Raw genomic sequence first — 26,299 nt, 5'->3', positions numbered from 1 at the left:
GGGGCACATCTTGGCCATGAAAAGCCGAAGTGCAAGATAAAAATGCAAATATATAAGGCAGATTGATCAATCCGAATGGCCTCAATCTCCGATATCAGGGGCTTTTGCCATCAGGATTGCAAGCGGTGAAGACACGCCTGTGAGCAACCGCAATGCGGGAAGTGAAACATCGGCGGCAAGGCTGACGATTTCCCCTTCGGGAGGCACACGGTTCTCACCGGAAGCGCTGCCCGGAAGCACGGCATAATGCATGGCCGCCTCAGGGACGTGGTCCTGCCGAACGATGCCGGTGCCGCGAAGTTCGATGAGTCCGGCGATCGACGGCGGGCAGGTGGCGATCACCGCGCCGGTCTCTCCCGACAGAAGCACCTGATCATCGGCGACCAGCGCCGTGAACAGCCCGAGGCGGCGCGCCTCGGTCATGCAGGTGAAAGCCAGCATCGATTTCCCCCAGCCCGAGGGACCGCTGAACAGCAGCCCCGTTCTGCCGACGACGATCGCCGTGGCATGGATGTTGGCGGCCGCCGTCATGCGGCCGGATCGAGGGGCAGGGCGAGGATAAAGCGCGCGCCGAGCACCTGCCCGCTTTCGGCGTCGGTAATGTTCTCTGCTCTGAGCGATCCGCCATGCGCCTCGGCGATCTGGCGGCTGATCGACAGGCCGAGTCCCGAATTCTGGCCGAAGCCTTCCGATTCCGGCCGGTCGGTGTAGAAGCGCTCGAAGATGCGGTCGATATTTTCCGCCTGGATGCCGGGACCGTTGTCTTCGATCGTGGTGACACAGCGTGACCGTGTGCGCACCAGCCGCACGGTGATCTTGCCGCCCTTCTCGGGCACGAAGGAGCGGGCATTCTCGATCAGATTGGTGACGATCTGGCCGATGCGCAGGTCGTGACCGTTGACGACGAAGCGCGTCTTGATGTTCGGCTTGCGTTCGATCGCATAGTCGATCTGCACCTGCTTTTTGCTGCCCCTGATCTGGCGCGACACCTCGATCAGGTCGCGCAGCAGCACCTCCATGTCGATGGAGGCGGCGTCGACGCGTGCGAGTTCGGCATCGAGCCGCGAGGCGTCGGAAATGTCGCTGATCAGGCGGTCGAGGCGGCGGACATCGTGCTGAATGACATCAAGCAGCCGTTTCTTGGAATCCTCCGACCTGGCAAGCGGCAGTGTTTCGACGGCGCTGCGCAGCGAGGTCAGCGGGTTCTTGAGCTCGTGGCTGACATCGGCGGCAAAGCTCTCGATCGCGTCGATGCGGTCGTAGAGCGCCGTCGTCATCTCGCGTAAGGCGATGGAGAGGTTGCCGATTTCGTCCTGGCGGGCGGAAAAGTCCGGAATTTGCTCACGTGTCTTGGCGCCGCGCCGAACGCGAATGGCGGCGGCCGAAAGACGGCGCAGCGGATTGGCGATCGTCGATGAGAGCACCAGCGACAGCAGTACGTTGACGAGCGTCGCCACGCCAAAGACGCGCATGATGGCCAGCCGTTCGGCGTGAACGATATTGTCGATGTCACCCGCCTGCGTCGACAACAGCAGCACGCCGAGCACGGCGCGGAAGCGCTGAATCGGCACGGCGACGGAAACGATAAGCTCGCCTTTCTCGGTGGTGCGCACGACCGCGCCGCGCACGCCGGTCAGCGCGTTCATGACTTCGGGATAGATCGAGCCGTCGCCGCCCGGCGCTTCCTTATAGAGCGGCAGATTGCCCGGCTGCAGCGCTTTGTTGAACAGCGTCGCCAACCAATCGCTCCAGGTCTGCTTCTCTTCTTCGACCGGCGGAAGATCGAAGCGCAGCACCTGGCCGCGCGAATAGAGATGACGCGAATCGAGCAGCAGATTGGCGTCGGCATCGAAGATGCGCGCGCGTGTGCGTGTCGGCGAGATCAGCCGGCGCAGGACCGGCGCGACCTTTTCCGGATCGATCGGAAATTCCAGATCCTCGTCGTTCGGCACCGGGGTGATGCTCTGGCCGGCCTGCAGTTCGAGCAGCTTTTGCGGATCGATGGTGATCGAGTTCGTATCGACCGACGCGGAAGCCGAAACGGCGCCGGCGATGATTTCACCCTGCGTCAACAGGCTTTCGGCGCGGGCGTCGATCAAGCCTTCGCGAAACTGGTTGAGATAGAGGATGCCGCCGACGAGCACCACCAGCGCGACGAGATTGAAGAACAGGATGCGCCGCGTCAGGCTCGAAAACACCGCATTGCCGAAGATGCGGCGGATCAGCGTAAAGGGATGCGACCAACGGCGGCCTCGGACGCGGCGGGTGCTCACGCCCTCCGCATCGTCCAAATCCCTTTCCTGCACCAACTGTGCCAATGACAGGCCCTTTCGAAAGGTTGGGCCGGATAAACCGGCCGGCAACCTTCAACATTTCCAGCTGTGCCGCTCGGGCTCAAGCTGCTTCGCGGAAGCGGTATCCCACTCCGTAGAGTGTTTCAATCATATCAAAGTCGGTATCGACCATCTTGAATTTCTTGCGCAGCCGCTTGATGTGGCTGTCGATGGTCCGGTCGTCGACATAGACCTGTTCATCATAGGCTGCATCCATCAGCGCGTCGCGGCTTTTCACGACGCCGGGGCGCTGCGCCAGCGAATGCAGGATCAGGAACTCGGTCACCGTCAGCGTCACGGCCTCGCCCTTCCAAGTGCAGGTATGGCGCTCCTGGTCCATGACCAGCTGTCCGCGCTCCAGCGAGCGCGCCTGCTGCACCGCGCCGGCCTTCGGCGCACCGCCGGGGCTCGTGCCGCCGGCGGCTGTGGCTTCACGGCTCGAGGCGCGGCGCAGGACGGCTCGCACGCGCTCCACCAGCAGGCGCTGCGAGAAAGGCTTGGTGATGAAATCGTCCGCGCCCATCTTCAGGCCGAACAACTCGTCGATCTCCTCATCCTTGGAGGTGAGAAAGATAACCGGGATATCCGATTTCTGCCGCAGGCGGCGCAACAGTTCCATGCCGTCCATACGCGGCATCTTGATATCGAAGATCGCCAGCTGCGGCGGTCGCGCCAGAAGGCCGTCGAGCGCCGAGGCGCCGTCCGTATAGGTCTCGACCTTATATCCTTCGGCTTCCAGTGCGATCGACACCGAGGTGAGGATGTTGCGGTCGTCGTCAACGAGCGCGATTGTAGCCATAGCATTGGTCTCCGTCATCAGTGCGCAATCTCCCGGATTTTGGTCGTCCCCAGGCGGTCTCAATGACCGGATGCGCTTATGGAGGATAAAGGTGGAACAAATTGTGGCAAAGATAAAGGGGAAGATTGTTGTAAAATCCCTCAGCATCCAAAAGTTGTGTGTCGAAATGTTTCAACGTAGCTCTTCAAACGATTTAAAAAGAATGAAACAAATTTAAATCGATTAATTATTTGATATTACTATATTTTCTCCATTTTTAGCCCTTGTCTTTTAAAATTTATCCCCGTATTTTCCCCGTTAGTTTTAACGGCAACGAGCCTGAGCAAAGGGAACTAGCCATGGAAAAGTTCGGAGTTCATAACCCGGCAACGGAGCTCGCAACGGTGGGATTGGGCGGCGCAGCCAGCGTCCGTTATAACTTTTCCGCTGCAGCGCTCTATGAAGAAGCGATCCGCCGGGGTGAAGCCGAACTGACCGCTCAGGGCGCGCTTCGGGCCCTCACCGGTCAGCATACGGGCCGTTCGCCGCGCGACAAATTCGTCGTTCGCGACGCCAATACCGATGGTCAAATCTGGTGGGACAACAACAAGCCGCTCTCGCCGGAGCATTTTGCCCTGTTGCGCGACGACATGCTGGCGCATGCCGCCGGCAAGGAACTGTTCGCCCAGGATCTTGTCGGCGGTGCCGAGGAAGGCCATTCCCTGCCGACCCGCGTCATCACCGAATTCGCCTGGCATTCGCTGTTCATCCGCAATCTGCTGATCCGCCCCGAGCCGGCGGCGCTGCCGACCTTCGTGCCCAAGCTGACGATCATCGATCTGCCGAGCTTCAAGGCCGATCCGGCGCGCCACGGCTGCCGTTCGGAAACGGTGATCGCCTGCGATCTCACCAACGGTCTCGTCCTCATCGGCGGCACCTCCTATGCCGGCGAAATGAAGAAGTCGGTCTTCACTGTGCTCAACTACCTGCTGCCGGCCAAGGGCGTGATGCCGATGCACTGCTCGGCCAATGTCGGCCCCGACGGTGACGCGGCGGTCTTCTTCGGTCTTTCCGGCACCGGCAAGACGACGCTTTCAGCCGATCCGGCCCGCACGCTGATCGGTGACGACGAACATGGCTGGAGCGAAAACGGCATCTTCAACTTCGAAGGCGGCTGCTACGCTAAGACCATCCGCCTTTCGGCCGAGGCCGAGCCGGAAATCTACGCGACGACGCAGCGCTTCGGCACCGTGCTCGAAAACGTCGTCCTCAACGAACGGCGTGAGCCGGATTTCGATGATGGTTCGCTGACTGAAAACACCCGTTGCGCCTACCCGATGCATTTCATCCCGAATGCCTCCGAAACCGGCCGGGCCGGGCATCCGAAGACGATCATCATGCTGACCGCCGATGCCTTCGGCGTCATGCCGCCGATCGCGCGCCTGACGCCCGATCAGGCGATGTATCACTTCCTTTCCGGCTACACCGCCAAGGTGGCCGGCACCGAAAAGGGTGTCGTCGAGCCGGAAGCGACCTTCTCCACCTGCTTCGGTGCGCCCTTCATGCCGCGTCACCCGGCCGAATACGGCAACCTGCTCAAGGAGCTGATCAGCCGCCACGGCGTCGAGTGCTGGCTCGTTAACACCGGCTGGACCGGCGGCGCCTACGGCACCGGCAAGCGCATGCCGATCAAGGCGACGCGCGCCCTTCTCGCTGCCGCCCTCAGCGGCAAGCTCGGCCAGGTCGAATTCCGCGCAGATCCGAATTTCGGCTTTGCTGTGCCGGTTTCCGTCGATGGTGTCGACGGCGGCATTCTCGATCCGCGCTCGACCTGGGCCGACAAGGCAGCCTATGACGCGCAGGCCGAAAAGCTGGTCTCGATGTTCATCGCCAATTTCGCCAAGTTCGAAGGTCACGTCGATGGCGGCGTCCGCGATGCGGCCCCCGGCGTGAAGGTCGCAGCCGAATAAGAAGCGCAAGCAATTCCAGCAAAAGTGTGCGGCGGTTTTGCCAGGCAAAGCGCGAAGCGCTTTTGCCGGGAATTGCGCTAAACAGAATCTCTGATTCACGTGAAACCCGGCATCACAGGATAGCCGGGTTTTCTCGTTGATGGCCGATGTTTTCAATTGGCGGCCGATATGAGATAGAACGCCGCATGGCCAGCGACGCGCTCTACATCGACGACAGGATCACCATCGCGGGATGGGAACTGACGGAACAATTCGTTCTGGCGGGCGGCCCCGGCGGGCAGAACGTCAACAAGGTTTCGACGGCGGTCCAGCTGTTCTTCAACATCGCGAATTCGCCTTCCCTCAACGATCGCGTCAAAGCCAACGCGATCAAGCTCGCCGGCCGGCGTATGTCGAAGGAGGGCGTGCTGATGATCGAGGCGAGCCGCTTTCGCAGCCAGGACCGCAACCGCGAGGATGCGCGCGAGCGGCTGAAGGAACTGATTCTGGAGGCTGCCAAGCCGCCGCCGCCGCCGCGCAAGAAGACCAAGCCGACCAAAGGTTCGGTCGAGCGCCGCCTGAAGGAAAAATCCGGCCGCTCGGAGGTCAAGAAAATGCGTGGCCGCCCCGGCGGCGGCGAATGATATGTCCGGTCTCCTGAACGGCATCCGCCATCTTCCTGGTTATCTCGACCGGACGCGCCAGGAAGCATTGGTCGAAGTGATCCGTGCCGTCGTCGCCGAAGCGCCGCTCTATGTGCCCGCCATGCCCGGCACCGGCAAGCCGATGTCGGTCAGGATGACCAATTGCGGGCCGCTCGGCTGGGTAACGGACAAGGAGCGGGGCTATCGTTATCAGCCGACGCATCCGGCAACCGGCGGGCCCTGGCCTGAGATGCCGAAGCTTTTGCTCGATATCTGGAATGACGTTTCCGGCTATGAGAAGCCACCGGAGGCCTGCCTCGTCAATTTCTATTCCGACGACGCTCGCATGGGCCTGCATCAGGATAAGGACGAGCAGGACCTGGAGGCGCCGGTCGTCTCGATCTCGCTCGGCAATAGCTGCCTCTTCCGGGTCGGCGGTCTCAACCGCAATGATCGCACGCTATCCTTCAAGCTCGCGAGCGGCGATCTGGTGGTGCTGGGCGGCGAGGGGAGGCTCTGCTTTCATGGCGTCGACCGCATCTACCCTGCGACGTCGACGCTGTTGAAGAACGGCGGCCGCATCAATCTGACGCTGCGACGCGTTCGTCCGTGAAAATTGATCGCCTGCTATAGTTTCCTGAGCGCGACCTGTTCGATCAGGTGGTCCTTGCCCTTTTTCAGGATGAGATCGGCGCGCGGCCGCGTCGGCAGGATGTTCTGGCGCAGGTTTTTCAAGTTGATGTTCGTCCAGAGATCTTCGGCGATTTCAAGCGCTTCCGCATCGGTGATCGAGGCGTAGCGATGGAAATAGGAGTTCGGATCGCGGAAGGCGGTTTCCCGCAGCCGCATGAAGCGCGTCACATACCAGTTGTGGATCTGGTCTTCCGCGGCATCGATATAGATCGAGAAGTCGAAAAAGTCGGACACCATCGGCACGATCTTGCCATCGGCCGGCAGGTCGCGCGATTGCAGCACGTTGATGCCTTCGAAGATCAGAATGTCGGGACGGTCGACGATCTTGTATTCGTCCGGCAGCACGTCATAGACGAGATGCGAATAACACGGCGCCTTCACATCAGGCCGCCCAGCCTTGATCGCCGAGAGGAAGCGCAGGATCGCGCCCGTATCGTAGCTTTCCGGGAAACCCTTGCGCTGCATCAGCTTTTCCCGCTGCAGCACCGCGTTCGGGTGGAGGAAGCCATCCGTAGTGATGAGATCGACCTTCGGGCTGGAAGGCCAGCGGCCCAGGAGCTCCTTCAGGATACGGGCTGTGGTCGATTTTCCCACAGCGACCGAGCCGGCGATGCCGATGACGAAAGGAGTTTTCGTCACATCCGACATGCTGAGGAAGCGGTTGCGCTGATCGAACAGCATCTGCGAGGATTCGACATGCGACGAGAGCAGGCGCGACAGCGAGAGGTAGATGCGCCGGACCTCGTCGAGATCGATGGGGTCGCCCATTGAGCGCAGCCGCTTGACCTCGTCGCCGGTCAGCGTCAGCGGCGTGTCGGCGCGGAATTTCGCCCATTGCTCGGAAGAGAAGAAATGGTAGGGCGAATAGGATTCAGACTGGAAGTGATCCAATATCTCCGACACCCCGATAATCTCAGTCGCGATACTCATGAACTCTGCCGGCTGGCCTTTTCCTTGAGACCGGACTGCGCGGTTCTGCGCTCGAGTTCGGCCATGACATTCTCTAGCGGTATTTCAGCAATCTTCAATACGACCAATAGGTGATAGAGCACATCGGCCGCCTCATAGGTCAGATTGTCGCGATCGCCTGTCACCGCCGCCATCACCGCTTCGATGGCCTCTTCGCCGAGCTTTTTCGCCGCTTTCGGCTGGCCGGCGGCCACGAGTTTGGCTGTCCAGGACTGCTCCGGTGAGGCTTTCGATCGCTCTTCGACGATGCGTTCGAGGTCGGAAAGGGAAAATCCGCTCATTGTCTGCTCTCAGGTTTCAGTCGAGACGCATGTCGATGCCGCACTTCGACATATAGTGTTTTGCCTCGCCGACGGTATAGGTGCCGAAGTGGAAGATCGATGCGGCGAGCACGGCATTGGCATGGCCCTCCTTCACCCCGGCGACGAGATCGTCGAGGTCGCCGACTCCGCCGGATGCAATGACCGGCACACGCACGGCATCGGCGATCGTCCGCGTCAGCTCCAGGTCGTAGCCGACCTTGGTGCCGTCGCGGTCCATGGAGGTGACCAGCAGTTCGCCGGCCCCGCGCGCCACCATCTTCTGAGCGAATTCGACGGCATCGATGCCAGTCGCGTTGCGGCCGCCATGCGTATAGATTTCCCAGGCGCTGAGATTGTCGCCGCCGACGGCTTGCGTGCGCCTGCGCTTGGCGTCGATCGAGACGACGATGCACTGGTCGCCGAACTTGTCGGCCGCCTCGGCGACGAAATCGGGATTGCTGACAGCTGCCGAGTTGATCGACACCTTGTCGGCGCCGCACAGCAGGAGCTTGCGGATGTCGGCGATGGTTCTGACCCCGCCTCCGACCGTCAGCGGCATGAAGCATTGATCTGCTGTGCGCGACACGACATCGAAAATCGTCTCGCGATTGTCCGAGGAAGCAGTGATGTCGAGGAAGCAGAGCTCATCGGCGCCGGCGGCGTCATAGGCCTTCGCCGCTTCGACCGGATCGCCGGCATCGACGAGATTGAGAAAATTGACGCCCTTGACGACGCGGCCGTCCTTGACGTCGAGGCAGGGAATGACACGGGCCTTGAGGGTCATTACGCAGTCTCCTTGGCCCTGTTGGCCTTGATCAGCGCCAGCGCTTCCTTGGGGTCGATGCGGCCATCGTAAAGCGCCCGGCCTGAAATCGCCCCTTCCAGCTTCTGCGCGTCGGGCTGCAGCATGCGCCTGATATCTTCGATGGAGGCTAGGCCGCCCGAAGCGATGACAGGAATGGAGACGGCATCGGCGAGTTCCAGTGTCGAGCTCCAGTTGATGCCGGTCAGGATGCCGTCGCGGTCGATATCGGTGTAGATGATCGCGGCGACGCCGGCGCCCTCGAATTTCCTGGCAAGCTCGATGATCCCGAGTTCGGAAGCTTCAGCCCAGCCCTCGACAGCCACCTTGCCGCCTTTGGCATCGATGCCGACGGCGACTTGGCCGGGGAACTTCCGGCAGGCCTCGATGACCAGCTCAGGATTTCTGACCGCGACGGTGCCGAGGATGACACGCCGCAACCCGCGCGACAGCCAGGCTTCGATGTTGTCGAGCGTGCGGATGCCGCCACCGAGCTGCACCGGATTTTTCGTCGCCTTCAGGATCGCCTCGACGGCATCGCCATTGGCCGAATGTCCCGCGAAGGCGCCGTCGAGGTCGACCACATGCAGCCATTCGAAACCCTGGTCTTCGAAGGACTTCGCCTGTGCCGCTGGATCGGTGTTGTAAACCGTCGCCTGTTGCATGTCGCCGAGCTTCAGGCGAACGCATTGGCCGCCCTTCAGATCGATCGCGGGAAAAAGAATCATGTCGTCTTACGTCCGTAGAGTGATCGCTGCCATCAGCGCATTCCACGCATCTACGATATCCGAGCGGAAAAAGACAGCGGCAATGGCGGCCGCGCTCAAAAGCAGCAGAAGCAGAAAGGTGACGATGAAGCCGGCGCGCACCTGGCGCCAGAAACCGAGGCGCTTCTTCACCGATGTCTCGATCTCGCGCACCCGCCGCAGGGCGTCGCTGTTAACGGCGGCGAGCCGGATATCCGGCTCCATCGCTTCCACATAGGTCTCGGCATAGCTCGAAAGAATCTGCGAGGCGCGATCGCGCAGCGTATTGCGCAGATCGGTAGAGAGATAGTTGCTGGAGACGGCGGCAAGCTCGGCCTCATTGGGCGAACGGCCGGCATTCCGCTTGCGATAGCTGACGACGAAATCGCGCTTTTGCCGCTCGTAAAGGGCGTAGGCAAGCAGGCCGATCAGATCGTCTTCGCCTTCGATATAGAATTCCAGCACGGCTTCGGTGATATCGCCGGCATTGATCCCGTTGGCGCGCAGCTGCGAATTCTCGCTGCCGGCAAGGAATTCGTGGATCATCGGTCCAGCCTTTCTTTCAATGCCTTGGCCGCGTTGGAAAGCGCTCTTTTATGGAGGGCCTCGTCGACACGGCGAATGATCGTCCCGTCAGGAAGCCGGATATCCGAGAAGGGAGGCAGACCCTCCCTGGAGGGCCGCAGCATATAGAACACCTTGCCTGATTTCCGCGAAGCCGGCACCGAGCGCACTCCTGTTCCGCCCTTTCCATAAAGAGGAAATAAGGCGGAGGTATTACGGATTCCAGCGCAGGAAATTGGCGATCAGGGCGAGGCCGAGCTTCTGGCTCTTTTCCGGGTGAAACTGGGCGCCCACCATGTTGTCGCGCCCGACGAGGGCGGTCATCGGCCCGCCATAATCGACGGTCGCTATGACATCCTCGGGGTTTTTGGCGGCAAGATGGTAGGAATGCACGAAATAGGCGTGCAGTCCCTGCGGCCCGGTGGGAATACCGTCGAACAGCGGATGTTCGCGCTTCAGGTCGAGCGTGTTCCAGCCGATCTGCGGAATCTTCAAGGCGGGATCGCCAGGCGTCATCTCGATGACGTCGCCTGGGATCCAGCCGAAGCCGTGTGTCACGGTCTTCTCGAGGCCACGCGAGGACATGAGCTGCATGCCGACGCAGATGCCGAGGAAAGGCCGCGCCTTATTCTCGACAGCCTCGATCAGCACCTCGCTCATCCCGGGCACGGCGTCCAGTCCGCGCCGGCAATCGGCGTATGCGCCGACGCCGGGCAACACGATGCGATCGGCCGCAGCAACGTCCTCCGCCTTATCGGTGAGATCGATATGAGCATCGATGCCCGCCTCGCGCGCGGCCCGCTCGAAAGCCTTGGTCGCCGAACGAAGGTTGCCGGAACCGTAGTCGATAATCGCGACGCGCATCGTCAGCGTCCTCCATCAAAACCAAAGAGACCTAGCGATGTCGCTTGGCCGCGCAGCCTGTTTGCGCCGGGCTTGTTCTGCCAATCCGGTGCGGCCGTCTCGTCACTGCCCGCAGGGACCGTCTTGTCCGCAAAATAGACCTGCTCGGCAATATCGAGCTTATCGGCTGCAATGAGGGCGTCCTCGTTCCAGCCCTTGGCGGCAAGATTGCGGATGCGAAAGTTCTGGCCTTCGAGACCGACCACTATATTCACGCCCAGCATGATCGCCGCACCCGCCGGCCCCAGACCGGGTTCGTCCATCAGTGCGCCGCCGATTCCCTGCAAGAGAAACGCCGCAGCCGCGTGCAGCCATAGCCGGTGCACCAGAAGCCAAGCCCATGGAAACAGGAGGCCGAGCCAGGTGAAACCGTCGCGAATCGTGCGCACCTCATCGGTCGCTACGCTCGCCCCGCCTGGCGGTGTCAGGAAAATATAGCTGGAGGTCATTGTCGCCGCTCCCTGAGGGGCTCAGACGAGCGTGCCCTTCGTCGAGGGAACGCGGCCCGCCTGTCTCGGATCGATCTCTGTCGCCGTGCGCAACACGCGGGCAACCGCCTTGAAGCATGTCTCGGCAATATGGTGATTGTTGGCGCCATAATGGTTGACAATATGCAAGGTGATGCCGGCGTTCTGGGCGAGCGCCTGGAAGAATTCGCGCACGAGTTCCGTGTCGAAGGTGCCGATCTTCGGCGCGCTGAAGGCGACATTCCAGACGAGGAAGGGTCGGCCCGAAAGATCGACTGCAGCCTTGGTCATCGTCTCGTCCATGGCGAGATCGATCGAAGCGTAGCGTGTGATGCCCCGGCGGTCGCCGAGCGCTTTCGAGATCGCCTGGCCGATCGCAATGCCAGTATCTTCGACCGTATGATGATCGTCGATATGCAGGTCGCCCTTGGCTTCGATGTCCATGTCGATGAGGGAATGCCGCGAAAGCTGGTCGAGCATATGGTCGAAGAAGCCGACGCCGGTCGAAATCTTCGATTTGCCGGTGCCGTCGAGATTGACGGAAACGGAAATCGACGTCTCGTTGGTCTTGCGGGCAACGCTGCCCGTACGGCTTGCTGCGGTCTCGGCCATGTGGCCCTCCATTGGAATAAGGCCGTTCCTTATCAGGCGCATCGGCAAATATCCAGAAGCCGGCCAGGAGAAAAGCCCGCCCATTTGCAATCGGCTCCGGCCTGCTTACATAGGGTTCAACAAGGGCCGGTTTGCGGTCTCGTGTAAAGGCCCGCCTCATGGGCAGACAGGTGTTTTATGACAACAATCATTACAGTTCGAAAAGGCGGCAAGGTGGTGATGGCGGGCGATGGCCAGGTGAGCCTCGGCCAGACCGTCATGAAGGGCAATGCCCGCAAGGTGCGGCGCATCGGCAAGGGCGAGGTCATCGCCGGTTTCGCCGGCGCCACAGCTGACGCCTTCACCCTGCTCGAAAGGCTTGAAAAGAAGCTGGAGCAATATCCCGGCCAGCTGATGCGTGCCGCCGTCGAGCTCGCCAAGGACTGGCGCACCGACAAATACCTGCGTAATCTCGAAGCCATGATGCTCGTCGCCGACAAGTCGATCACGCTGGCAATCACCGGCAACGGCGATGTTCTGGAGCCCGAACACGGCACGACGGCGATCGGTTCTGGCGGCAATTTTGCCTTCGCCGCCGCCCGTGCACTGATGGATACCGACAAGTCGGCCGAAGAGATCGCGCGGCGGGCTCTTGAGATTGCCGCTGATATCTGCGTCTACACCAACCACAATATCGTGGTGGAATTGTTGGATGTCGAAAGCTGAATCCCCGGCCTTTCAGCTGCTGCCGCGGCTGACCTGCCGCGGCGAAATAACGAATTGCGGCCGGGCGCCGATGGCTCCGGATCGCCAGGAGAATGATACGCAATGACGACCTTTTCCCCCCGCGAGATCGTTTCCGAGCTCGATCGCTACATCATCGGCCAGCATGACGCCAAACGCGCTGTCGCGATCGCGCTACGCAACCGCTGGCGTCGCCAGCAGCTCGACCCGAGCCTGCGCGACGAGGTCATGCCGAAAAACATCCTGATGATCGGCCCGACCGGTGTCGGCAAGACGGAGATCTCCCGCCGTCTGGCAAAACTCGCCGGCGCGCCTTTCATCAAGGTCGAAGCCACCAAGTTCACCGAGGTCGGTTATGTCGGCCGTGATGTCGAGCAGATCATCCGCGATCTGGTCGAAGTCGGCATCGGCCTGGTGCGCGAGAAGAAGCGGGCCGAGGTGCAGGCCAAGGCGCATGTGAGCGCCGAGGAGCGTGTGCTCGATGCGTTGGTCGGCACCACCGCTTCGCCCGCCACCCGCGAAAGTTTCCGCAAGAAGCTCAGGGACGGCGAGCTCGACGAGAAGGAGATCGATATCGAGGTGGCCGATGCCGGTTCCGGCATGGGCGGCTTCGAAATACCCGGCATGCCGGGCGCCAATATCGGCGTGCTCAACCTGTCGGAAATGTTCGGCAAGGCGATGGGCGGACGCACCAAGAAGGTGCGCACGACGGTCAAGGCTTCCTATACCGATCTGATCCGCGACGAATCCGATAAGCTGATCGACAATGAAGTGATCCAGCGCGAGGCCGTACGCTCTACCGAGAACGACGGAATCGTCTTCCTCGACGAGATCGACAAGATCGCTGCCCGCGACGGCGGCATGGGCGCCGGCGTTTCGCGCGAAGGTGTCCAGCGCGACCTGCTGCCGCTCGTCGAAGGCACGACGGTTTCGACCAAATACGGGCCTGTGAAGACGGACCATATCCTCTTCATCGCCTCCGGCGCCTTCCATGTCTCCAAACCCTCGGATCTTCTGCCGGAGCTGCAGGGCCGCCTGCCGATCCGCGTCGAGCTGCGTCCGCTGAACAAGGAAGATTTCCGCCGGATCCTGACGGAAACCGAAGCAAGCCTCATCCGCCAGTATCGGGCGCTGATGGAAACCGAAAATCTGAACCTCGATTTCACCGAGGACGCGATCGACGCGCTCGCCGATGTCGCCGTGCACTTGAACTCCTCGGTCGAGAATATCGGCGCACGCCGGTTGCAGACGGTGATGGAGCGGGTGTTGGACGATATTTCCTACAATGCACCCGATCGGGCCGGGGCAGCCATCACTATCGATGCAGCCTATGTGCGCGAACATGTCGGCGATCTCGCGCAGAATACCGATCTGTCACGCTTCATTCTGTGATATCGGCGCACCGGTTCATGGCTTTACCGATGTGAATGCCGCATTCTGTTGACCTCGACTATCGACAGCGGGCCTTTTCCTTTTTAGTGAAGGCCCGTTTTGTTTTCCGCTGCGGCATTATTCGGCCAAGATTCTGGTCCAGTCAGCCGCATCGCGAGCAGGACGATGAACGGACGGGATAGCGGATCGTGCGACGCCTTTTGACAAGCCTTTTGATAGCCGTTGCCCTGGTGAATTCTGCGCCGGCCTTCGCCATGCAGACGGTACCGGCCGGCAATCGCCATGCTGAGCAGCCCGATATTCCCGGCGCATCCGTCCGCCGCACCAAGGGCACCAAGAGCAGCTTCGATCTGAAATACGAGAAGGTCCACGAGCTTCTGGCGACCGATCGCGAGCTGATGGCCAAGATCCGCAAGGTCTCCAGCGCTTACGGCATCAATCCCATCCATGTCATCGGCGCGATCGTTGGCGAACACACCTATAATGTCGACGCCTACGACCGGCTGCAGGCCTATTATGTCAAGGCGGCCTCCTATGCCGGTGAAAGCTTCCGCTTCGCCTATGGCGGCGAGAGCGTCGATGATTTCGTGGCGCGGCCGCAATTTGCGCAGTGCAAGGGCAAGAGTGACTCCTACACGCTCTGGTCCTGCCGGGAGGATGTCTGGGAAAGCGATTTCCGCGGCAAGACCGTCGGCGGCGAGAGCTTCCCCAACAACCGCTTCAGTGCGGTCTTCTTCCAGCCCTTTTACGCCGGCCAGACCTTCGGCCTCGGCCAGGTCAATCCGCTGACGGCGCTGATGCTCTCCGATCTCGTCAGCCGCGTCTCCGGCTATCCGAAGCTGAACGAGAAGAATGCCGGCGACGTCTATAAGGCGATCATGGATCCCGACATCTCACTCGCCTTCGTCGCGGCCTCGATCCGCCGGTCGATCGACGATTACAAGGAGATTGCCGGCATGGATATCTCGGGCAATCCCGGCCTGACGGCGACGCTGTACAATGTCGGCAATTCCCGCCAGCGTGCCGCGGCACTCGCGGCGAAAAACCGCTCTTCCGGTGCGACCGTTTGGCCTGAAGAGAATTATTACGGCTGGCTGATCAACGACAAGCTGGACGAACTCAAGGGCCTGCTCTAGCTTCAAGCTTGCCGGGAAGGCGCTGATCTTCCCCGAAAGGCTTTGACGATGGACATGCGTCCGGATCCCTTCGTTCCGCCGGCACCGCTGCCGCGCACCGTGCCGCCAAGCCGGCTGGATATCATCCGCATCATCCTGCGCAACCCGCTCGAACTTTGGGGTGAGCCATCCTATACGCTCCCCTGGATCAAGACGAGTTTCTTCGGGCAACACACCCTGATCGTCAACGATCCCGGCCTGATCAAGCACGTGCTGGTCGATAATGCCGCCAATTACCGCATGTCCGACATTCGCCAGCTGGTGCTGCGGCCGATCCTGCGTGATGGGTTGTTGACGGCGGAAGGCCAGGTCTGGAAGCGATCGCGAAAGGCGGTCGCGCCGGTCTTCACGCCGCGCCACTCCAAAGGCTTTGCCGGCCAGATGCTGCGGCAATCGGAAGATTTTGTCCGCAAATACGAGAACGTCGATGCGGCTGGCCAGGTCTTCGATATCGCCACCGACATGACCGATCTGACCTTTGCTATTCTTGCCGAGACGCTCTTTTCCGGCGAAATCGTCTCATCGAGCGGTCATTTCGCCGACGACGTCAACCAGCTTCTCCACCGCATGGGCCGCATCGACCCGATGGACCTGCTGCGCGCGCCCTCCTGGGTGCCGCGTCTCACCCGCATCGGCGGTCAGAAGGTGCTGGAAAAATTCAGGGCGATCGTTCGCGAGACCATGGATATGCGTCTGGCGAAGATGAAGGCCGATCGCGCCGCCGCGCCGGAAGATTTTCTGACGCTGCTCCTGGAACAGGCCGGTCCGGATGGCCTGACCAAGGAGGAGATCGAGGACAATATCCTGACTTTCATCGGCGCCGGGCACGAGACGACCGCGCGTGCGCTTGCCTGGACGCTCTATTGTGTGGCCAACAGCCCGCATATTCGCGAGGCGATGGAGACGGAGATCGATGCCGTCCTGGCGACTGGAGCCGAACCTGTAGAATGGCTGGATCTGATGCCCGTGACGCGGGCGGCCTTTGAAGAAGCTCTCAGGCTTTATCCGCCCGCACCTTCGATCAATCGCGCCGCGATCGCTGATGATCTCTGGATAAACGCCAAGGGCGAAAAGGTCGAAATACCGGCGGATATTACTGTGCTGATCATGCCGTGGACGCTGCATCGCCACGAACTTTATTGGGAAAAGCCGCGCGCCTATATGCCGGAGCGCTTCCTGCCGGAAAACCGCGGCAGCATCGGCCGGTTCCAGTTTCTGCCGTTCGGCGCCGGCCCGCGCGTCTGCATCGGCGCGACCTTCGCGCTGCAGGAGGCGGTGATCGCACTGGCGGTGATGATGCACCGTTTCCGTTTCGATCAGACGGCAACCACCAATCCATGGCCGGTGCAGAAGCTGACGACTCAGCCGCAGAACGGGCTTCCGATGCGCATGACGTCGCGCATAATTTCCCGAACGGCATAAATCTTTCGAACTATTGCGGAATTGACTGTGAATGAAAGCCGGGCAAAGTGGCAGCATTCACAGGCGTTGCCAGGGAGAATATCGCATGAGCCGCATTGATAAGAACGGTCTTGCCATCGAAACCGTCCTTCACGATTTCCTGACGCAGGAGGTTCTGCCGGGTCTGGCGATCGATGCGGACAGGTTCTTTGCCGATTTTTCGGCGATCGTCCACGATCTCGCCCCGCGCAATCGCGCACTGCTGGCCAAACGCGACGAGCTGCAAACGAAGATTGATGACTGGTATCGCCAGCATGGCGCCCCGTCGGATATGGACGACTATCAGTCCTTTCTCCGCAGCATCGGCTACCTCCTGCCGGAAGGATCGGACTTCCAGGTCTCGACCGGAAACGTCGATCCCGAGATCGCCTCGATCGCCGGTCCGCAGCTCGTCGTCCCCGTGATGAATGCGCGTTACGCCCTGAACGCCGCCAATGCTCGCTGGGGCTCGCTCTATGATGCGCTCTACGGCACCGATGCCATTCCCGAAAGCGACGGCGCCGAGAAGGGGAAGGGTTATAATCCGAAACGCGGCGAAAAGGTCATCGCCTGGGTGCGTGATTTCCTCGATACGGCGGCGCCGCTGCAGGACAGCAGCTGGAAGGATGTCGGCAGCTTCGCCGTCAAGGACGGAACGCTCGTCGTCAGATCGGTCGACGGCGAGCAGACAATGCTCGGGGATGGCGGGCATTTTGCTGGCTATCGCGGCGATGCCGCGGCGCCGACCCACATTCTCCTGAAGAATAACGGCATCCATATCGATATCGTCATCGACCCGACAACCGCGATCGGCAAGGCCGATCCGGCCCATATTTCCGATGTCTGGCTGGAATCGGCGATCACCACGATCATGGACTGCGAGGATTCGATTGCCGCCGTCGATGCTGAAGATAAGGTCGTCGTCTATCGCAACTGGCTCGGCCTGATGAAGGGCGATCTGCAGGAAGAGGTGGCAAAGGGCGGAACGACTGTCATCCGCAAGCTCAACCCGGATCTGGACTATACCGGCCCGGATGGCGCTTCGTTCGAGGTGCATCGCCGTTCATTGATGCTCGTGCGCAATGTCGGCCACCTGATGACCAACCCCGCGATCCTCGACAAGGACGGCAACGAAGTGCCTGAGGGCATCATGGATGCGGTCATCACTGCTCTGATCGCGCTTTATGATATTGGTCCCGCCGGCCGGAAGAAGAATTCCCGCACCGGCTCCATGTACGTGGTCAAGCCGAAGATGCATGGGCCTGAAGAGGTCGCCTTCGCCGTCGAGATTTTCTCTCGGGTCGAAGACGCGCTCGGCATGGCGCGCAACACCATCAAGATGGGCATCATGGACGAGGAGCGGCGCACGACGGTCAACCTCAAGGAGTGCATTCGTGCCGCCCGCGAGCGCGTCGTCTTCATCAATACCGGTTTCCTCGACCGCACCGGCGACGAGATCCATACTTCGATGGAAGCCGGTCCGATGATTCGCAAGGGCGATATGCGCCAGGCAGCGTGGATATCGGCCTATGAGAACTGGAACGTTGATATCGGTCTGGAATGCGGCCTCTCCGGCCATGCGCAGATCGGCAAGGGCATGTGGGCGATGCCGGACCTGATGGCGGCGATGCTGGAACAGAAGATCGCCCACCCCAAGGCCGGCGCCAATACCGCCTGGGTGCCTTCGCCGACGGCTGCAACCCTGCATGCCACCCACTACCACCGGGTCAATGTCGCCCGGGTTCAACAGGGGCTGAAGGACCGGGCCCGCGCCAAACTGTCAGACATTCTCTCCGTGCCGGTTGCGGTGCGGCCGAACTGGACGCCGGAGGAAATTCAGCGAGAACTCGACAACAATGCCCAGGGTATCCTCGGTTATGTCGTGCGCTGGATCGATCAGGGCGTCGGCTGCTCGAAAGTGCCCGACATCAACAATATCGGCCTGATGGAGGACCGCGCGACCTTGCGCATTTCGGCCCAGCACATGGCGAATTGGCTGCATCACAAAGTCGTCACTGAAGCTCAGATCGTCGAAACGATGAAACGGATGGCTGCCATCGTCGACCGACAGAACGAATCCGATCCGGCCTACCGGCCGATGGCCAGCAATTTCGATGGTTCGGTCGCCTTTCAGGCCGCCCTCGATCTTGTCCTGAAGGGCAGGGAGCAACCGAACGGCTATACTGAACCGGTGCTTCACCGCCGCCGCCTCGAGCTCAAGGCAAAACAATCGGCGTGACTGAGAATACGAAAAGGCCGCCGGGACGACAGTCCGGCGGCCTTTTTTATACCGAATTCGGTATCTACCTTACTGGATGACGATGACCTTGGAGGTCCCCTTGCCGGGACGGACGCGGCTGTAGAGGTCGATGACGTCCTGGTTCATCAGGCGAATGCAGCCCGAGGAAGCGGCGGTGCCGATCGAAGCCCATTCCGGCGTGCCGTGCAGGCGGAACAGGGTGTCCTTGCCGTCGTCGTTGAAGAGATACATGGCGCGCGCGCCGAGCGGATTGCTGAGGCCTGGGCCCATGCCCTCCTCGACGTATTTGGCGACGTCGGGGCGGCGTTCAGCCATTTCCTTCGGCGGGTGCCAGGTCGGCCATTCCTGTTTCCAGGCGACGTAGGCGGTACCGGCCCATGCGAAGCCCTGCTTGCCGACGCCGATGCCGTAGCGCATCGCCTTGCCGTTTGGCAGGATATAATAGAGGAAGCGCTCGCGCGTATTGACGATGATGGTGCCTGGACGCTCGGTGGTCTGGTAGCTGACGACCTGGCGGCGGAACTGCGGCTTGACCCTGTCGATCGGGATCGCCGGCAGGGAGTATCCGGCATCCTTCGTCACGCCATAGGCGTCGTTGAAGATTTGAGCTGTCTGTACCGTCGGGCCTGCTCCCTTGTCGTCGACGGATGCGCTTTCGGAATTGGTGGAGCAGCCGGCCAGTGCGAGCGTCGTCAGCAGGCCAAATACAGGGAATGCATTGCGGATGCGCATAGATAACTCTTGAAGTTTTTGGGCGAGGAGAACAGTCTTTCGACCATCGTTGATTATGGTTTATTTTCGATTAACTTGCGCTTTGCAAGGCTACTGTGGCGCGACGAATTCGTCTGCTGCGCAAATTAAAAGCGCATGGTTTTTTTGCAACAACACACCCGGCTCTGCGACGGTTATCCATGACGATTTTGAGCGTTTACAATAACAACCCGTTAATCGATGGCCGGCAATCGGACAGGGCCATGATGGTGCGGCGCGGAACGCAGATATTACTGCATGAAATGCGCCATGCCGTGCTGCCGGAACTGCCGCTCGCCAGCGGCCGCCGCGCCGATCTGATCACGCTTTCGGAAAAGGGCGAAGTCTGGATTATCGAAATCAAGACATCGATCGAGGATTTCCGGGTAGATCGTAAGTGGCCGGAATACAGGCTGCACTGCGATCGTCTGTTCTTCGCGACTCACGAAGGTGTGCCGCTCGACATCTTTCCCGAAGAATGCGGGCTCTTCCTCTCGGATGGCTATGGCGCCCACATGATTCGCGAGGCGCCGGAACACCGCATGGCGCCGGCCACGCGCAAATCCGTCACGCTCAGTTTCTCGCGCGCCGCCGCGCAAAGGCTGATGATGGCCGAATGGGCGAACGGAAAACCGTTCACCGTGGATGATGTCTGACGAAGGTTTCGTCTATTTCGGCGCGCGTTTGGCAAGGATGCGCTGCAGCGTTCGCCGATGCATGTTGAGCCGGCGTGCCGTTTCCGAAACATTGCGCTCGCACATTTCATAGACCCGCTGGATGTGTTCCCAGCGCACCCGATCGGCCGACATCGGATTTTCCGGAAGTTCGGCCTTTTCACCCGGCCGTTGTGTCAGCGCCGAAAAGACGTCGTCGGCATCCGCAGGCTTGGCCAGATAATCGACGGCTCCGAGTTTTACCGCCGTCACCGCCGTTGCGATATTGCCGTAGCCGGTCAGCACGATGATCCGCGTGTCGTCGCGCCGCTGGCGGATCGCTTCGATGACGTCGAGCCCGTTGCCGTCGCCGAGGCGAAGATCGACCACAGCATATTTCGGCGGCCTGCCCTTCGATTTCGCAACGCCCTCCGCCACTGATTCGGCCGTCTCCACCTCAAAGCCGCGCGTCTCCATTGCCCGTGCGAGACGGCGCAGAAACGGCCCGTCATCGTCGACGATCAGCAGGCTGGCGTCGGGCCCGATATGGTCTTCATCCGATGCGGCGAAATTTCCATGATTCTGTTCTGTCATCGTCTCGGGTCCCGGCGGTTGGGCCTGATGTCGGTCAACCGTTTTTCTTCTACTTATGCCCACAAACTCATTTTGTCGAATTTGCGTCGATCAGCATTCGCGGCCATTCGATGCGGATGCGCGCGCCGGCTCTTTCCGGCTCGCGGTTCTCGAAAATCAGCGATGCGCCCGAGCGCTCCAGCAGCGTCTTGGCGATGAAAAGTCCGAGCCCGAGGCCGCCGGCCGTATCTTCCTTCTGCCGCTTGGTCACATAGGGCTCGCCGATTCGCGTCAGTATGTCAGGCGAATAACCATTGCCGTCGTCTTCGATGACGATCAGCACTTTATCGTGATCGTGTTCGACGGTGATGGTCACTTTCTCTCTGGCATAATCGACGGCATTTTCGATGAGGTTTCCGAGCCCGTACATGATGCCGGCATTGCGGTCGACGACCGGCTCGCTCTTGCGCGGGCTTTTTTCGATGAGCTCGAGCGTGATACCGAATTCCCGGTGCGGCGCGACGACCTCTTCGATCATCGAGGAAAGCGGCAGCCGGCGCATATGCGCCTCGCCTTCGGAGGAGAGCGTCGTCAGCCGCCGCAGAATGTCGCGGCAGCGTTCGCTCTGGCTTCGCAGCAGCATGACATCCTCGCGAAAGCGATCATCGTCCTTGAGCTCGCGCTCCATTTCCTTGGCGACGACGCTGATCGTGGCAAGCGGCGTGCCGAGTTCATGAGCGGCGGCCGCAGCCAGACCGTCAAGCTGCGAAAGATGCTTTTCCCGCTGCAGCACCAGTTCCGTCGCCGCCAGCGCATCGGCAAGCTGGCTTGCTTCCATCGAGACGCGATAGGCATAGAAGGCGGCAAAGGCCATGGTCGACGCGATCGAGCACCAGACGCCGAACTGCATGACGTTATGGACATTGATCTCGACCCCGTCGAACCAGGGGAGCGGGAAAGGCGAAAAGGCAAGCACGGTAATGCAGACCATCGCAAAGCCGATCAGCGCCGTGCTGTAGCGGATCGGCTGTGAGGCGAAAGAGATGATGACGGGCACGCAGACGAGTGCGGCGAAGGGATTGGCAAGGCCGCCGGTGATGAAGAGCAGCGCGCAGAGCTGCAGAAGGTCGAAGCCGAGCAAAGCGAAGGCGGCCGGCGGTTCCAGCCGGTGCGTCGGCGGATAGCGGATCGTCAGGTAGAAATTCACCCAGGCAAGCGCGGCAATCAGCAAAGAGCTGGCGATCAGCGGCAAGGGAAATTTCAGCCAGAAGGCCACGATGAACACCGTCAGCGCCTGGCCGCCGACGGCAAGCCAGCGCAGCCGCACCAGCGTCTGCAGCCGCAGCCTGCGGCTGCTGTGCCGGTCTTCCAGCGTATGGCTTTCGGTCTTGTCGATTACGCCGGGCTTGTCGATCATGCCGGGGCTCCTTGATGGCTCTCATGTACCACGTGGTTTTGCCCGTGTCGTCGGCGACGCCTCTTCCGGCCGCTCCGGCCAGGGGTGGCGGGGATAGCGTCCGCGCATCTCGGCGCGTACATCCTTCCATGAACCCGCCCAGAAGCCGGGCAGGTCGCGCGTCGTCTGGATCGGCCGGTGCGCCGGCGACGTCAGCGCCAGGAGCAGTGGCAGGCGGCCTCCGGCGACCGCCGGATGCTGCTTGAGCCCGAACAGCTCCTGCACGCGGATCGTCAGGACCGGCTCCTCGCCCTCATATTGGATAGGGTGTCTTTGACCGGTCGGCGCCTCGAAATGCGTCGGGGCAAGCCGGCTAAGATCGCGCTGCAGCTCGTGCGGCACCAGCGACATCAGGCCGTTCGAAAGCCCTGCCGCAGAAACCTCAGAAAGGCTACGGGCGTCCTCCTGGAAGGGAGCGAACCAATCCTCCAGCCGAGAAAGCAGAGCATCGTCGCTGACATCGGGCCAGGGATCACCGATCGTCCGATGAAGAAAACCGATCCGTTCGCGAAGCTGCATGGCCTCCTTCGAGAAGGCGAGCTGATCAAGCCCCAATTCGCGCACGCCCTCCATCAGCGCCTGAGTGACGGCGGCTCCGGAAGGACGCGGCAGGGGCGTCTCTTCGAAGACGATTGCGCCAAGCCGAGTTGCCCGCCGCGCCCGCACCTGCCGGCTTTGCCGGTCGAAGAATATCTGGTCATCGGTTCTGATCTCGCCAGGCAGTTCGGCTTCGATATCCGCACGCGTTACTTCGGCCGCCGCCAGAATCCGCCCCTGCGCCGCGCGCCCGGTGAGATCGGCGATGACGAGCATCTGGCTGCCGGCGAGCCTCTCGGTTTCCGGCAGTTCAGCTCCCCGCCCGTTCGCCATGACGAATCGCCCGCGCCCGCCGCGCTGAAGCGCGATCCGATCTGGGAATGCGTGCAGCAGCAGCTGACCCGCCAATACGGGTGCGGCTGTTGTGACGGTCTCGAGACCCGCGGCCAGTCGTCCAGCCAGCCGCCGCGAGGCGTCGGCTCTGTCACCGCGTTCGGCCTTGAATCGCCGCAGCCGGTCCTCAATGTCGATGCTCGGTCCGCCAAGCCCCTGTTCGGTCAGGAGCACGGCAATCATCGCCGCCTCCCGGGCGTGGCCCGATTCGCCTGATGAAACGACCATGGCGGCAAGCCGCGGCGGCAGAGCGAGATCGCGCATCGTCCTGCCGCGGACGGTCAACGCGCCGTCCTTGTCGAGCGCTCCCAGCTGGCCGAGCAGCGCCCGCGCTTCCTTAAGCGTCGTTTCCGGCGGCTGATCGACGAAGGCAAGGGAAGCGGGATTCTGGACGCCCCAATGCGCAAGATCGAGCACCAGACCGGAGAGATCGCTGGAGAGGATCTGCGGCGGGGTGAAAGCCGGCAGCGCCGCCGTCTGCCCTTGGTGCCAAAGCCGGATGGCGATGCCAGGCTCCGTTCGTCCCGCGCGGCCGGCCCGCTGATCGGCGGAGGCCCGCGACACCCGCACCGTCTCGAGCCGCGTAATCCCGGTCGACGCCTCGAAGACCGGCAGCCGCTGCAATCCGCCGTCGATGACGATTCGGACGCCGTCGATGGTGATCGAGGTTTCGGCGATCGAGGTGGCAAGGACGATCTTGCGCGTCCCCTTCGGCGCTGGCCGGATCGCCGCATCCTGCTCCTTCTGGCTGAGATTGCCGTAGAGAGGGGCAATCAAAGTTTCAGGCCCGAATCGCCCCTGCAGGCGCTCTGCGGTGCGCGTGATTTCCGCCTGGCCGGGCAGGAAGGCGAGGATAGAGCCTTCCTCGTCGGCATGTGCCTCGATAATCGCCCGCGTGACGGCGTCCTCGATGCGCTCGCCGCCGGGCCGGTCCTGATAGCGGATGTCGATCGGAAAGCTGCGACCCAGGCTCTCGATGACAGGGGGATGGTCGAGCAGGCCGGCCACACGCTCCACGTCGAGCGTCGCCGACATCACCAGGATGCGCAGATCCTCGCGCAGCGCCGACTGCACGTCGAGCGCCAGCGCCAGCCCGAAATCGGCATCGAGCGACCGCTCATGGAATTCGTCGAAAAGCACGGTCGAGACGCCGGTCAATTCCGGATCGTCGAGGATCATCCGGGCGAAAACCCCTTCGGTCACCACTTCGACCCGGGTCGCCGCCGATATCCTGCTGTCGAGGCGCATGCGGTAGCCGATCGTCTCGCCCACCTGTTCGCCGATGAGCGACGCCATCCGGCTGGCTGCGGCTCGCGCCGCCAGCCGCCGCGGTTCGAGCAGGATGATCTTGCCGTCGCCGCGCCAGGCCTGGTTGAGCAGGTAGAGCGGCACCAGCGTCGTCTTGCCGGCCCCGGGCGGAGCGGAAAGAACGGCGCGTCTCTGCTCGGCCAGTGCCGCCGCGACGGCGGGCAGGACATGGGAAACCGGAAGCTCCGGCAATGATGCACTGATCGTCACTTGCGGCCCGCCACCGTCTCATAGGCAAGGATGGCGCCGGCGAGATCCTCGAGTGCTGCGCCGACCGACTTGAACAGCGTGATTTCCTCGTCATGGCTACGCCCTCCATGGGCGCCGCTGACGAGTTCCGCAAGCTCCGATTGGATGTCGTTCAAGTCGAGCACGCCGCTTGTCAGCGGCTGAACGATGTCGCCGGCCTCGCTGGTGGCGCCGGCGCGGGTATCGACATGCACCGAAGCGCGGCGAATGGCTTCGTCGTCACTTTCGCGCATGCTCGGCTTGAACGCGCCGACGAGGTCGAGATGCGCGCCGGGCTTCAGCCATACCCCTGATATCAACGGTTCGCTGGAAAGCGTGGCGCAGGAAATGATGTCGGCCGTCCGCGCCGCCGCTTCCCTGTCGGCGACGGCTCTAGCATCGAGGCCCAGCGCTCGCGCTTCCGCCGCGATCTTCTCCGCCGCTTGCGCGTTGCGTCCCCAGATCCTGTATCTCTGGATGGGCCGGAACGTGCCGTGGGCGAGCATCAGGTTGAGTGACAGCCGCCCGGTTCCGCAGACGAGCATTTCCTCCGCATTCGGGCGCGCGAGATAACGGGCGGCGAGCGCCGATGCCGCCGCTGTCCGCCGCGCCGTCAATTCGGCGCCGTCGATCACGGCCAGCATTTCGCCGGTCGCGCCTGAGGAAAGAAGATAGGTCCCTGAAATTGCTGGCAGGCTTCGCTGCGCATTGCCGGGAAAGACCGAAACCACCTTCACCCCGGCATAACGCCCGGGATCCCAGGCCGGCATCAGAAGCAGCGTCGCGCTCTCTTCACCGGGCACATCCATCTCGTGGTGATGACGCACCGGCATCACGCATTCGCTCGCAAACATGGCGGCGATCGCTTCGATCAGCTCAGGCCAGGGCAGGGCCGCGCGCGTCTGTTCTTCGTTAAGGACAAGCATTTTTCACTCCGCCGGATCATTTTCTCCCCGGCAAACTAGCGAGTGGCGTGCGTGAGAGGCAAGCGCCCTGGAATTCCATCTCACGGCTTCCCATATAGGTCATGGCCTCGCCGTCGAAGCGATTTATCGAGATTCGGCGAAAACGAATCTCCGGAACTGCCAGATCGGGCAGTAAATTTGCGCGGTTTCGGACGGCAAGCCAAAAACCCTTTTTGAATCAACCCGTTACAAAAATGTCAAAAAACTTTGGCTTGGTGTGTTGACTTAGAAAAGGGGAAGGATCTATAAGCCCACTCACTGAACGAGGGCGGCGGCGCTGCTGGCGACGAAGTCTCTCGCTCTTAAGAAACTCAAGCGGATTGGCGATTGCTGGTTTGTTGCTTCGGGCTTAGGTTTGGAGCGGGTTTTGGTGACGGCTGGTGTCGTCGGTTCTTTGACAATTGAAGATGAGAAGAAAGAGAAACGTGGGCGGCGGAGCTTGCGGGATCTGAGAGATTGGATCCTTTGAAAGAGACTTTGGCGGTCACGTTTATCAAGAGAAGTTACACTGGTTTTCGGAGATGGGGTTTCGACCTTTTCTCCTGGAAGACAGGTGTGAAGTTCTCGTCGATTCAGAACGTGACGTAAAGCCAATGATTGAATTCTCAACATGAGAGTTTGATCCTGGCTCAGAACGAACGCTGGCGGCAGGCTTAACACATGCAAGTCGAGCGCCCCGCAAGG

26 protein-coding genes and 1 rRNA gene are annotated in these 26,299 nt (G+C 61.4%); 10 read left to right on the top strand and 17 right to left on the bottom strand.

Features of this window, described 5'->3' with window-relative positions; all coding sequences use genetic code 11:
• Nucleotides 1–81 precede the first annotated feature (81 nt).
• From GGD53_RS05650 to GGD53_RS05640, 3 genes are all read right to left on the bottom strand, one after another.
• Nucleotides 82–531, bottom strand: coding sequence for an HPr kinase/phosphorylase (locus tag GGD53_RS05650; protein WP_184454388.1), 450 nt, complete (start codon nt 529–531; stop codon nt 82–84).
• Complete coding sequence (locus tag GGD53_RS05645) at nt 528–2,318, bottom strand: sensor histidine kinase (RefSeq protein ID WP_184454386.1); 1,791 nt, start codon at nt 2,316–2,318, stop codon at nt 528–530. Before GGD53_RS05645 ends, GGD53_RS05650 begins: the two co-directional genes overlap by 4 nt.
• A gap of 76 nt (nt 2,319–2,394) precedes the next feature.
• Complete coding sequence (locus tag GGD53_RS05640) at nt 2,395–3,132, bottom strand: response regulator transcription factor (RefSeq protein WP_210303091.1); 738 nt, start codon at nt 3,130–3,132, stop codon at nt 2,395–2,397.
• 338 nt (nt 3,133–3,470) lie between these two features.
• Between GGD53_RS05640 and GGD53_RS05635 the strand changes: the two genes are divergently transcribed.
• From GGD53_RS05635 to GGD53_RS05625, 3 genes are all read left to right on the top strand, one after another.
• On the top strand, nt 3,471–5,081 hold the full coding sequence (locus GGD53_RS05635; protein ID WP_184454382.1) for a phosphoenolpyruvate carboxykinase: 1,611 nt from the start codon (nt 3,471–3,473) through the stop codon (nt 5,079–5,081).
• 185 nt (nt 5,082–5,266) lie between these two features.
• Nucleotides 5,267–5,704, top strand: a complete 438-nt coding sequence (gene arfB, locus GGD53_RS05630; protein ID WP_183705804.1) for an alternative ribosome rescue aminoacyl-tRNA hydrolase ArfB — start codon at nt 5,267–5,269, stop codon at nt 5,702–5,704.
• A 1-nt stretch (nt 5,705) separates the two neighbouring features.
• Nucleotides 5,706–6,317, top strand: a complete 612-nt coding sequence (locus GGD53_RS05625) for an alpha-ketoglutarate-dependent dioxygenase AlkB family protein (RefSeq protein WP_184454380.1) — start codon at nt 5,706–5,708, stop codon at nt 6,315–6,317.
• 14 nt (nt 6,318–6,331) lie between these two features.
• Here the strand turns inward: GGD53_RS05625 and coaA are convergent, their stop codons facing one another.
• From coaA to hisB, 9 genes are read right to left on the bottom strand one after another with little or no spacing between them, the layout of a single operon-like run.
• Nucleotides 6,332–7,327, bottom strand: a complete 996-nt coding sequence (gene coaA / locus GGD53_RS05620; RefSeq protein ID WP_184454378.1) for a type I pantothenate kinase — start codon at nt 7,325–7,327, stop codon at nt 6,332–6,334.
• Nucleotides 7,324–7,647, bottom strand: a complete 324-nt coding sequence (locus GGD53_RS05615; protein WP_128403852.1) for a phosphoribosyl-ATP diphosphatase — start codon at nt 7,645–7,647, stop codon at nt 7,324–7,326. The genes coaA and GGD53_RS05615 overlap by 4 nt, the downstream gene beginning before the upstream one ends.
• A 16-nt stretch (nt 7,648–7,663) precedes the next feature.
• Nucleotides 7,664–8,452: an imidazole glycerol phosphate synthase subunit HisF gene (gene hisF, locus GGD53_RS05610; protein WP_184454375.1), complete on the bottom strand. Its 789-nt coding sequence runs from the start codon at nt 8,450–8,452 to the stop codon at nt 7,664–7,666.
• The gene (hisA, locus tag GGD53_RS05605; protein WP_184454374.1) at nt 8,452–9,198 is read right to left on the bottom strand and encodes a 1-(5-phosphoribosyl)-5-[(5-phosphoribosylamino)methylideneamino]imidazole-4-carboxamide isomerase; all 747 of its coding nucleotides are present in this window, start codon (nt 9,196–9,198) and stop codon (nt 8,452–8,454) included. The genes hisF and hisA overlap by 1 nt, the downstream gene beginning before the upstream one ends.
• Nucleotides 9,199–9,204: 6 nt before the next feature.
• Complete coding sequence (locus GGD53_RS05600; protein ID WP_184454372.1) at nt 9,205–9,762, bottom strand: hypothetical protein; 558 nt, start codon at nt 9,760–9,762, stop codon at nt 9,205–9,207.
• Nucleotides 9,759–9,941 (bottom strand): hypothetical protein, encoded by a 183-nt coding sequence (locus tag GGD53_RS32230; RefSeq protein ID WP_184454370.1) that lies wholly within the window; start codon nt 9,939–9,941, stop codon nt 9,759–9,761. The genes GGD53_RS05600 and GGD53_RS32230 overlap by 4 nt, the downstream gene beginning before the upstream one ends.
• Nucleotides 9,942–9,993: 52 nt before the next feature.
• The gene (gene hisH / locus GGD53_RS05590; protein ID WP_184454368.1) at nt 9,994–10,644 is read right to left on the bottom strand and encodes an imidazole glycerol phosphate synthase subunit HisH; all 651 of its coding nucleotides are present in this window, start codon (nt 10,642–10,644) and stop codon (nt 9,994–9,996) included.
• A gap of 2 nt (nt 10,645–10,646) precedes the next feature.
• Nucleotides 10,647–11,132, bottom strand: coding sequence for a DUF2628 domain-containing protein (locus tag GGD53_RS05585; protein WP_184454366.1), 486 nt, complete (start codon nt 11,130–11,132; stop codon nt 10,647–10,649).
• Between the two features lie 21 nt (nt 11,133–11,153).
• Complete coding sequence (gene hisB / locus GGD53_RS05580) at nt 11,154–11,762, bottom strand: imidazoleglycerol-phosphate dehydratase HisB (protein ID WP_184454364.1); 609 nt, start codon at nt 11,760–11,762, stop codon at nt 11,154–11,156.
• A gap of 177 nt (nt 11,763–11,939) precedes the next feature.
• Here hisB and hslV point away from each other — a divergent pair, with 177 nt between their 5' ends.
• The 5 genes from hslV to GGD53_RS05555 all read left to right on the top strand — a co-directional run bounded on the left by hslV (nt 11,940) and on the right by GGD53_RS05555 (nt 18,731).
• Nucleotides 11,940–12,467, top strand: a complete 528-nt coding sequence (gene hslV / locus GGD53_RS05575) for an ATP-dependent protease subunit HslV (protein WP_184454362.1) — start codon at nt 11,940–11,942, stop codon at nt 12,465–12,467.
• A gap of 102 nt (nt 12,468–12,569) precedes the next feature.
• Complete coding sequence (gene hslU, locus GGD53_RS05570; RefSeq protein WP_184454360.1) at nt 12,570–13,877, top strand: ATP-dependent protease ATPase subunit HslU; 1,308 nt, start codon at nt 12,570–12,572, stop codon at nt 13,875–13,877.
• Nucleotides 13,878–14,065: 188 nt separating this feature from the next.
• Nucleotides 14,066–15,013 (top strand): DUF1402 family protein, encoded by a 948-nt coding sequence (locus tag GGD53_RS05565; RefSeq protein ID WP_184454358.1) that lies wholly within the window; start codon nt 14,066–14,068, stop codon nt 15,011–15,013.
• 48 nt (nt 15,014–15,061) lie between these two features.
• Nucleotides 15,062–16,474, top strand: coding sequence for a cytochrome P450 (locus GGD53_RS05560; protein WP_184454356.1), 1,413 nt, complete (start codon nt 15,062–15,064; stop codon nt 16,472–16,474).
• 85 nt (nt 16,475–16,559) lie between these two features.
• On the top strand, nt 16,560–18,731 hold the full coding sequence (locus GGD53_RS05555) for a malate synthase G (RefSeq protein ID WP_184454354.1): 2,172 nt from the start codon (nt 16,560–16,562) through the stop codon (nt 18,729–18,731).
• A gap of 69 nt (nt 18,732–18,800) precedes the next feature.
• On the opposite strand, the gene GGD53_RS05550 is transcribed toward GGD53_RS05555, so the two are convergent.
• The gene (locus GGD53_RS05550) at nt 18,801–19,484 is read right to left on the bottom strand and encodes a L,D-transpeptidase (RefSeq protein WP_011423457.1); all 684 of its coding nucleotides are present in this window, start codon (nt 19,482–19,484) and stop codon (nt 18,801–18,803) included.
• A 179-nt stretch (nt 19,485–19,663) separates the two neighbouring features.
• On the opposite strand from GGD53_RS05550, the gene GGD53_RS05545 reads away from it, so the two are divergent.
• Nucleotides 19,664–20,158: an MmcB family DNA repair protein gene (locus GGD53_RS05545; RefSeq protein WP_011423458.1), complete on the top strand. Its 495-nt coding sequence runs from the start codon at nt 19,664–19,666 to the stop codon at nt 20,156–20,158.
• A gap of 12 nt (nt 20,159–20,170) precedes the next feature.
• On the opposite strand, the gene GGD53_RS05540 is transcribed toward GGD53_RS05545, so the two are convergent.
• The 4 genes from GGD53_RS05540 to GGD53_RS05525 all read right to left on the bottom strand — a co-directional run bounded on the left by GGD53_RS05540 (nt 20,171) and on the right by GGD53_RS05525 (nt 25,576).
• Nucleotides 20,171–20,749: an ActR/PrrA/RegA family redox response regulator transcription factor gene (locus GGD53_RS05540; RefSeq protein ID WP_085857700.1), complete on the bottom strand. Its 579-nt coding sequence runs from the start codon at nt 20,747–20,749 to the stop codon at nt 20,171–20,173.
• Nucleotides 20,750–20,816: 67 nt separating this feature from the next.
• Nucleotides 20,817–22,145 (bottom strand): ActS/PrrB/RegB family redox-sensitive histidine kinase, encoded by a 1,329-nt coding sequence (locus GGD53_RS05535; protein ID WP_184454352.1) that lies wholly within the window; start codon nt 22,143–22,145, stop codon nt 20,817–20,819.
• Between the two features lie 21 nt (nt 22,146–22,166).
• A complete protein-coding gene (gene hrpB / locus GGD53_RS05530; RefSeq protein WP_184454350.1) occupies nt 22,167–24,632 on the bottom strand; it encodes an ATP-dependent helicase HrpB in 2,466 nt (821 codons plus the stop codon).
• A complete protein-coding gene (locus GGD53_RS05525; RefSeq protein WP_184454348.1) occupies nt 24,629–25,576 on the bottom strand; it encodes an ornithine cyclodeaminase family protein in 948 nt (315 codons plus the stop codon). Before GGD53_RS05525 ends, hrpB begins: the two co-directional genes overlap by 4 nt.
• A 645-nt stretch (nt 25,577–26,221) precedes the next feature.
• Here GGD53_RS05525 and GGD53_RS05515 point away from each other — a divergent pair.
• Nucleotides 26,222–26,299: ribosomal RNA gene (locus GGD53_RS05515) — 16S ribosomal RNA — on the top strand; the annotation flags it as partial.

Origin of the sequence: Rhizobium aethiopicum (genome assembly GCF_014197535.1) — a bacterium.
Classification (GTDB): Bacteria; Pseudomonadota; Alphaproteobacteria; order Rhizobiales; family Rhizobiaceae; genus Rhizobium; species Rhizobium aethiopicum_A.
This window is presented reverse-complemented; position numbering and strand designations above follow the sequence as displayed.

Bases quoted from the DNA above. Each gene is read 5' to 3' on its own strand.
- GGD53_RS05600 (WP_184454372.1), bottom strand. From the start codon at position 9,762: ATGATCCACGAATTCCTTGCCGGCAGCGAGAATTCGCAGCTGCGCGCC.
- GGD53_RS05560 (WP_184454356.1), top strand. From the start codon at position 15,062: ATGGACATGCGTCCGGATCCCTTCGTTCCGCCGGCACCGCTGCCGCGC.
- hisH (WP_184454368.1), bottom strand. From the start codon at position 10,644: ATGCGCGTCGCGATTATCGACTACGGTTCCGGCAACCTTCGTTCGGCG.
- GGD53_RS05555 (WP_184454354.1), top strand. From the start codon at position 16,560: ATGAGCCGCATTGATAAGAACGGTCTTGCCATCGAAACCGTCCTTCAC.
- coaA (WP_184454378.1), bottom strand. From the start codon at position 7,327: ATGAGTATCGCGACTGAGATTATCGGGGTGTCGGAGATATTGGATCAC.
- hslU (WP_184454360.1), top strand. From the start codon at position 12,570: ATGACGACCTTTTCCCCCCGCGAGATCGTTTCCGAGCTCGATCGCTAC.
- GGD53_RS05545 (WP_011423458.1), top strand. From the start codon at position 19,664: ATGACGATTTTGAGCGTTTACAATAACAACCCGTTAATCGATGGCCGG.
- GGD53_RS05635 (WP_184454382.1), top strand. From the start codon at position 3,471: ATGGAAAAGTTCGGAGTTCATAACCCGGCAACGGAGCTCGCAACGGTG.
- hisA (WP_184454374.1), bottom strand. From the start codon at position 9,198: ATGATTCTTTTTCCCGCGATCGATCTGAAGGGCGGCCAATGCGTTCGC.
- GGD53_RS05625 (WP_184454380.1), top strand. From the start codon at position 5,706: ATGTCCGGTCTCCTGAACGGCATCCGCCATCTTCCTGGTTATCTCGAC.
- arfB (WP_183705804.1), top strand. From the start codon at position 5,267: ATGGCCAGCGACGCGCTCTACATCGACGACAGGATCACCATCGCGGGA.
- hisF (WP_184454375.1), bottom strand. From the start codon at position 8,452: ATGACCCTCAAGGCCCGTGTCATTCCCTGCCTCGACGTCAAGGACGGC.
- GGD53_RS05585 (WP_184454366.1), bottom strand. From the start codon at position 11,132: ATGACCTCCAGCTATATTTTCCTGACACCGCCAGGCGGGGCGAGCGTA.
- GGD53_RS05540 (WP_085857700.1), bottom strand. From the start codon at position 20,749: ATGACAGAACAGAATCATGGAAATTTCGCCGCATCGGATGAAGACCAT.
- GGD53_RS05550 (WP_011423457.1), bottom strand. From the start codon at position 19,484: ATGCGCATCCGCAATGCATTCCCTGTATTTGGCCTGCTGACGACGCTC.
- hslV (WP_184454362.1), top strand. From the start codon at position 11,940: ATGACAACAATCATTACAGTTCGAAAAGGCGGCAAGGTGGTGATGGCG.
- GGD53_RS05650 (WP_184454388.1), bottom strand. From the start codon at position 531: ATGACGGCGGCCGCCAACATCCATGCCACGGCGATCGTCGTCGGCAGA.
- GGD53_RS05525 (WP_184454348.1), bottom strand. From the start codon at position 25,576: ATGCTTGTCCTTAACGAAGAACAGACGCGCGCGGCCCTGCCCTGGCCT.
- GGD53_RS05615 (WP_128403852.1), bottom strand. From the start codon at position 7,647: ATGAGCGGATTTTCCCTTTCCGACCTCGAACGCATCGTCGAAGAGCGA.
- GGD53_RS05535 (WP_184454352.1), bottom strand. From the start codon at position 22,145: ATGATCGACAAGCCCGGCGTAATCGACAAGACCGAAAGCCATACGCTG.
- hisB (WP_184454364.1), bottom strand. From the start codon at position 11,762: ATGGCCGAGACCGCAGCAAGCCGTACGGGCAGCGTTGCCCGCAAGACC.
- GGD53_RS05640 (WP_210303091.1), bottom strand. From the start codon at position 3,132: ATGGCTACAATCGCGCTCGTTGACGACGACCGCAACATCCTCACCTCG.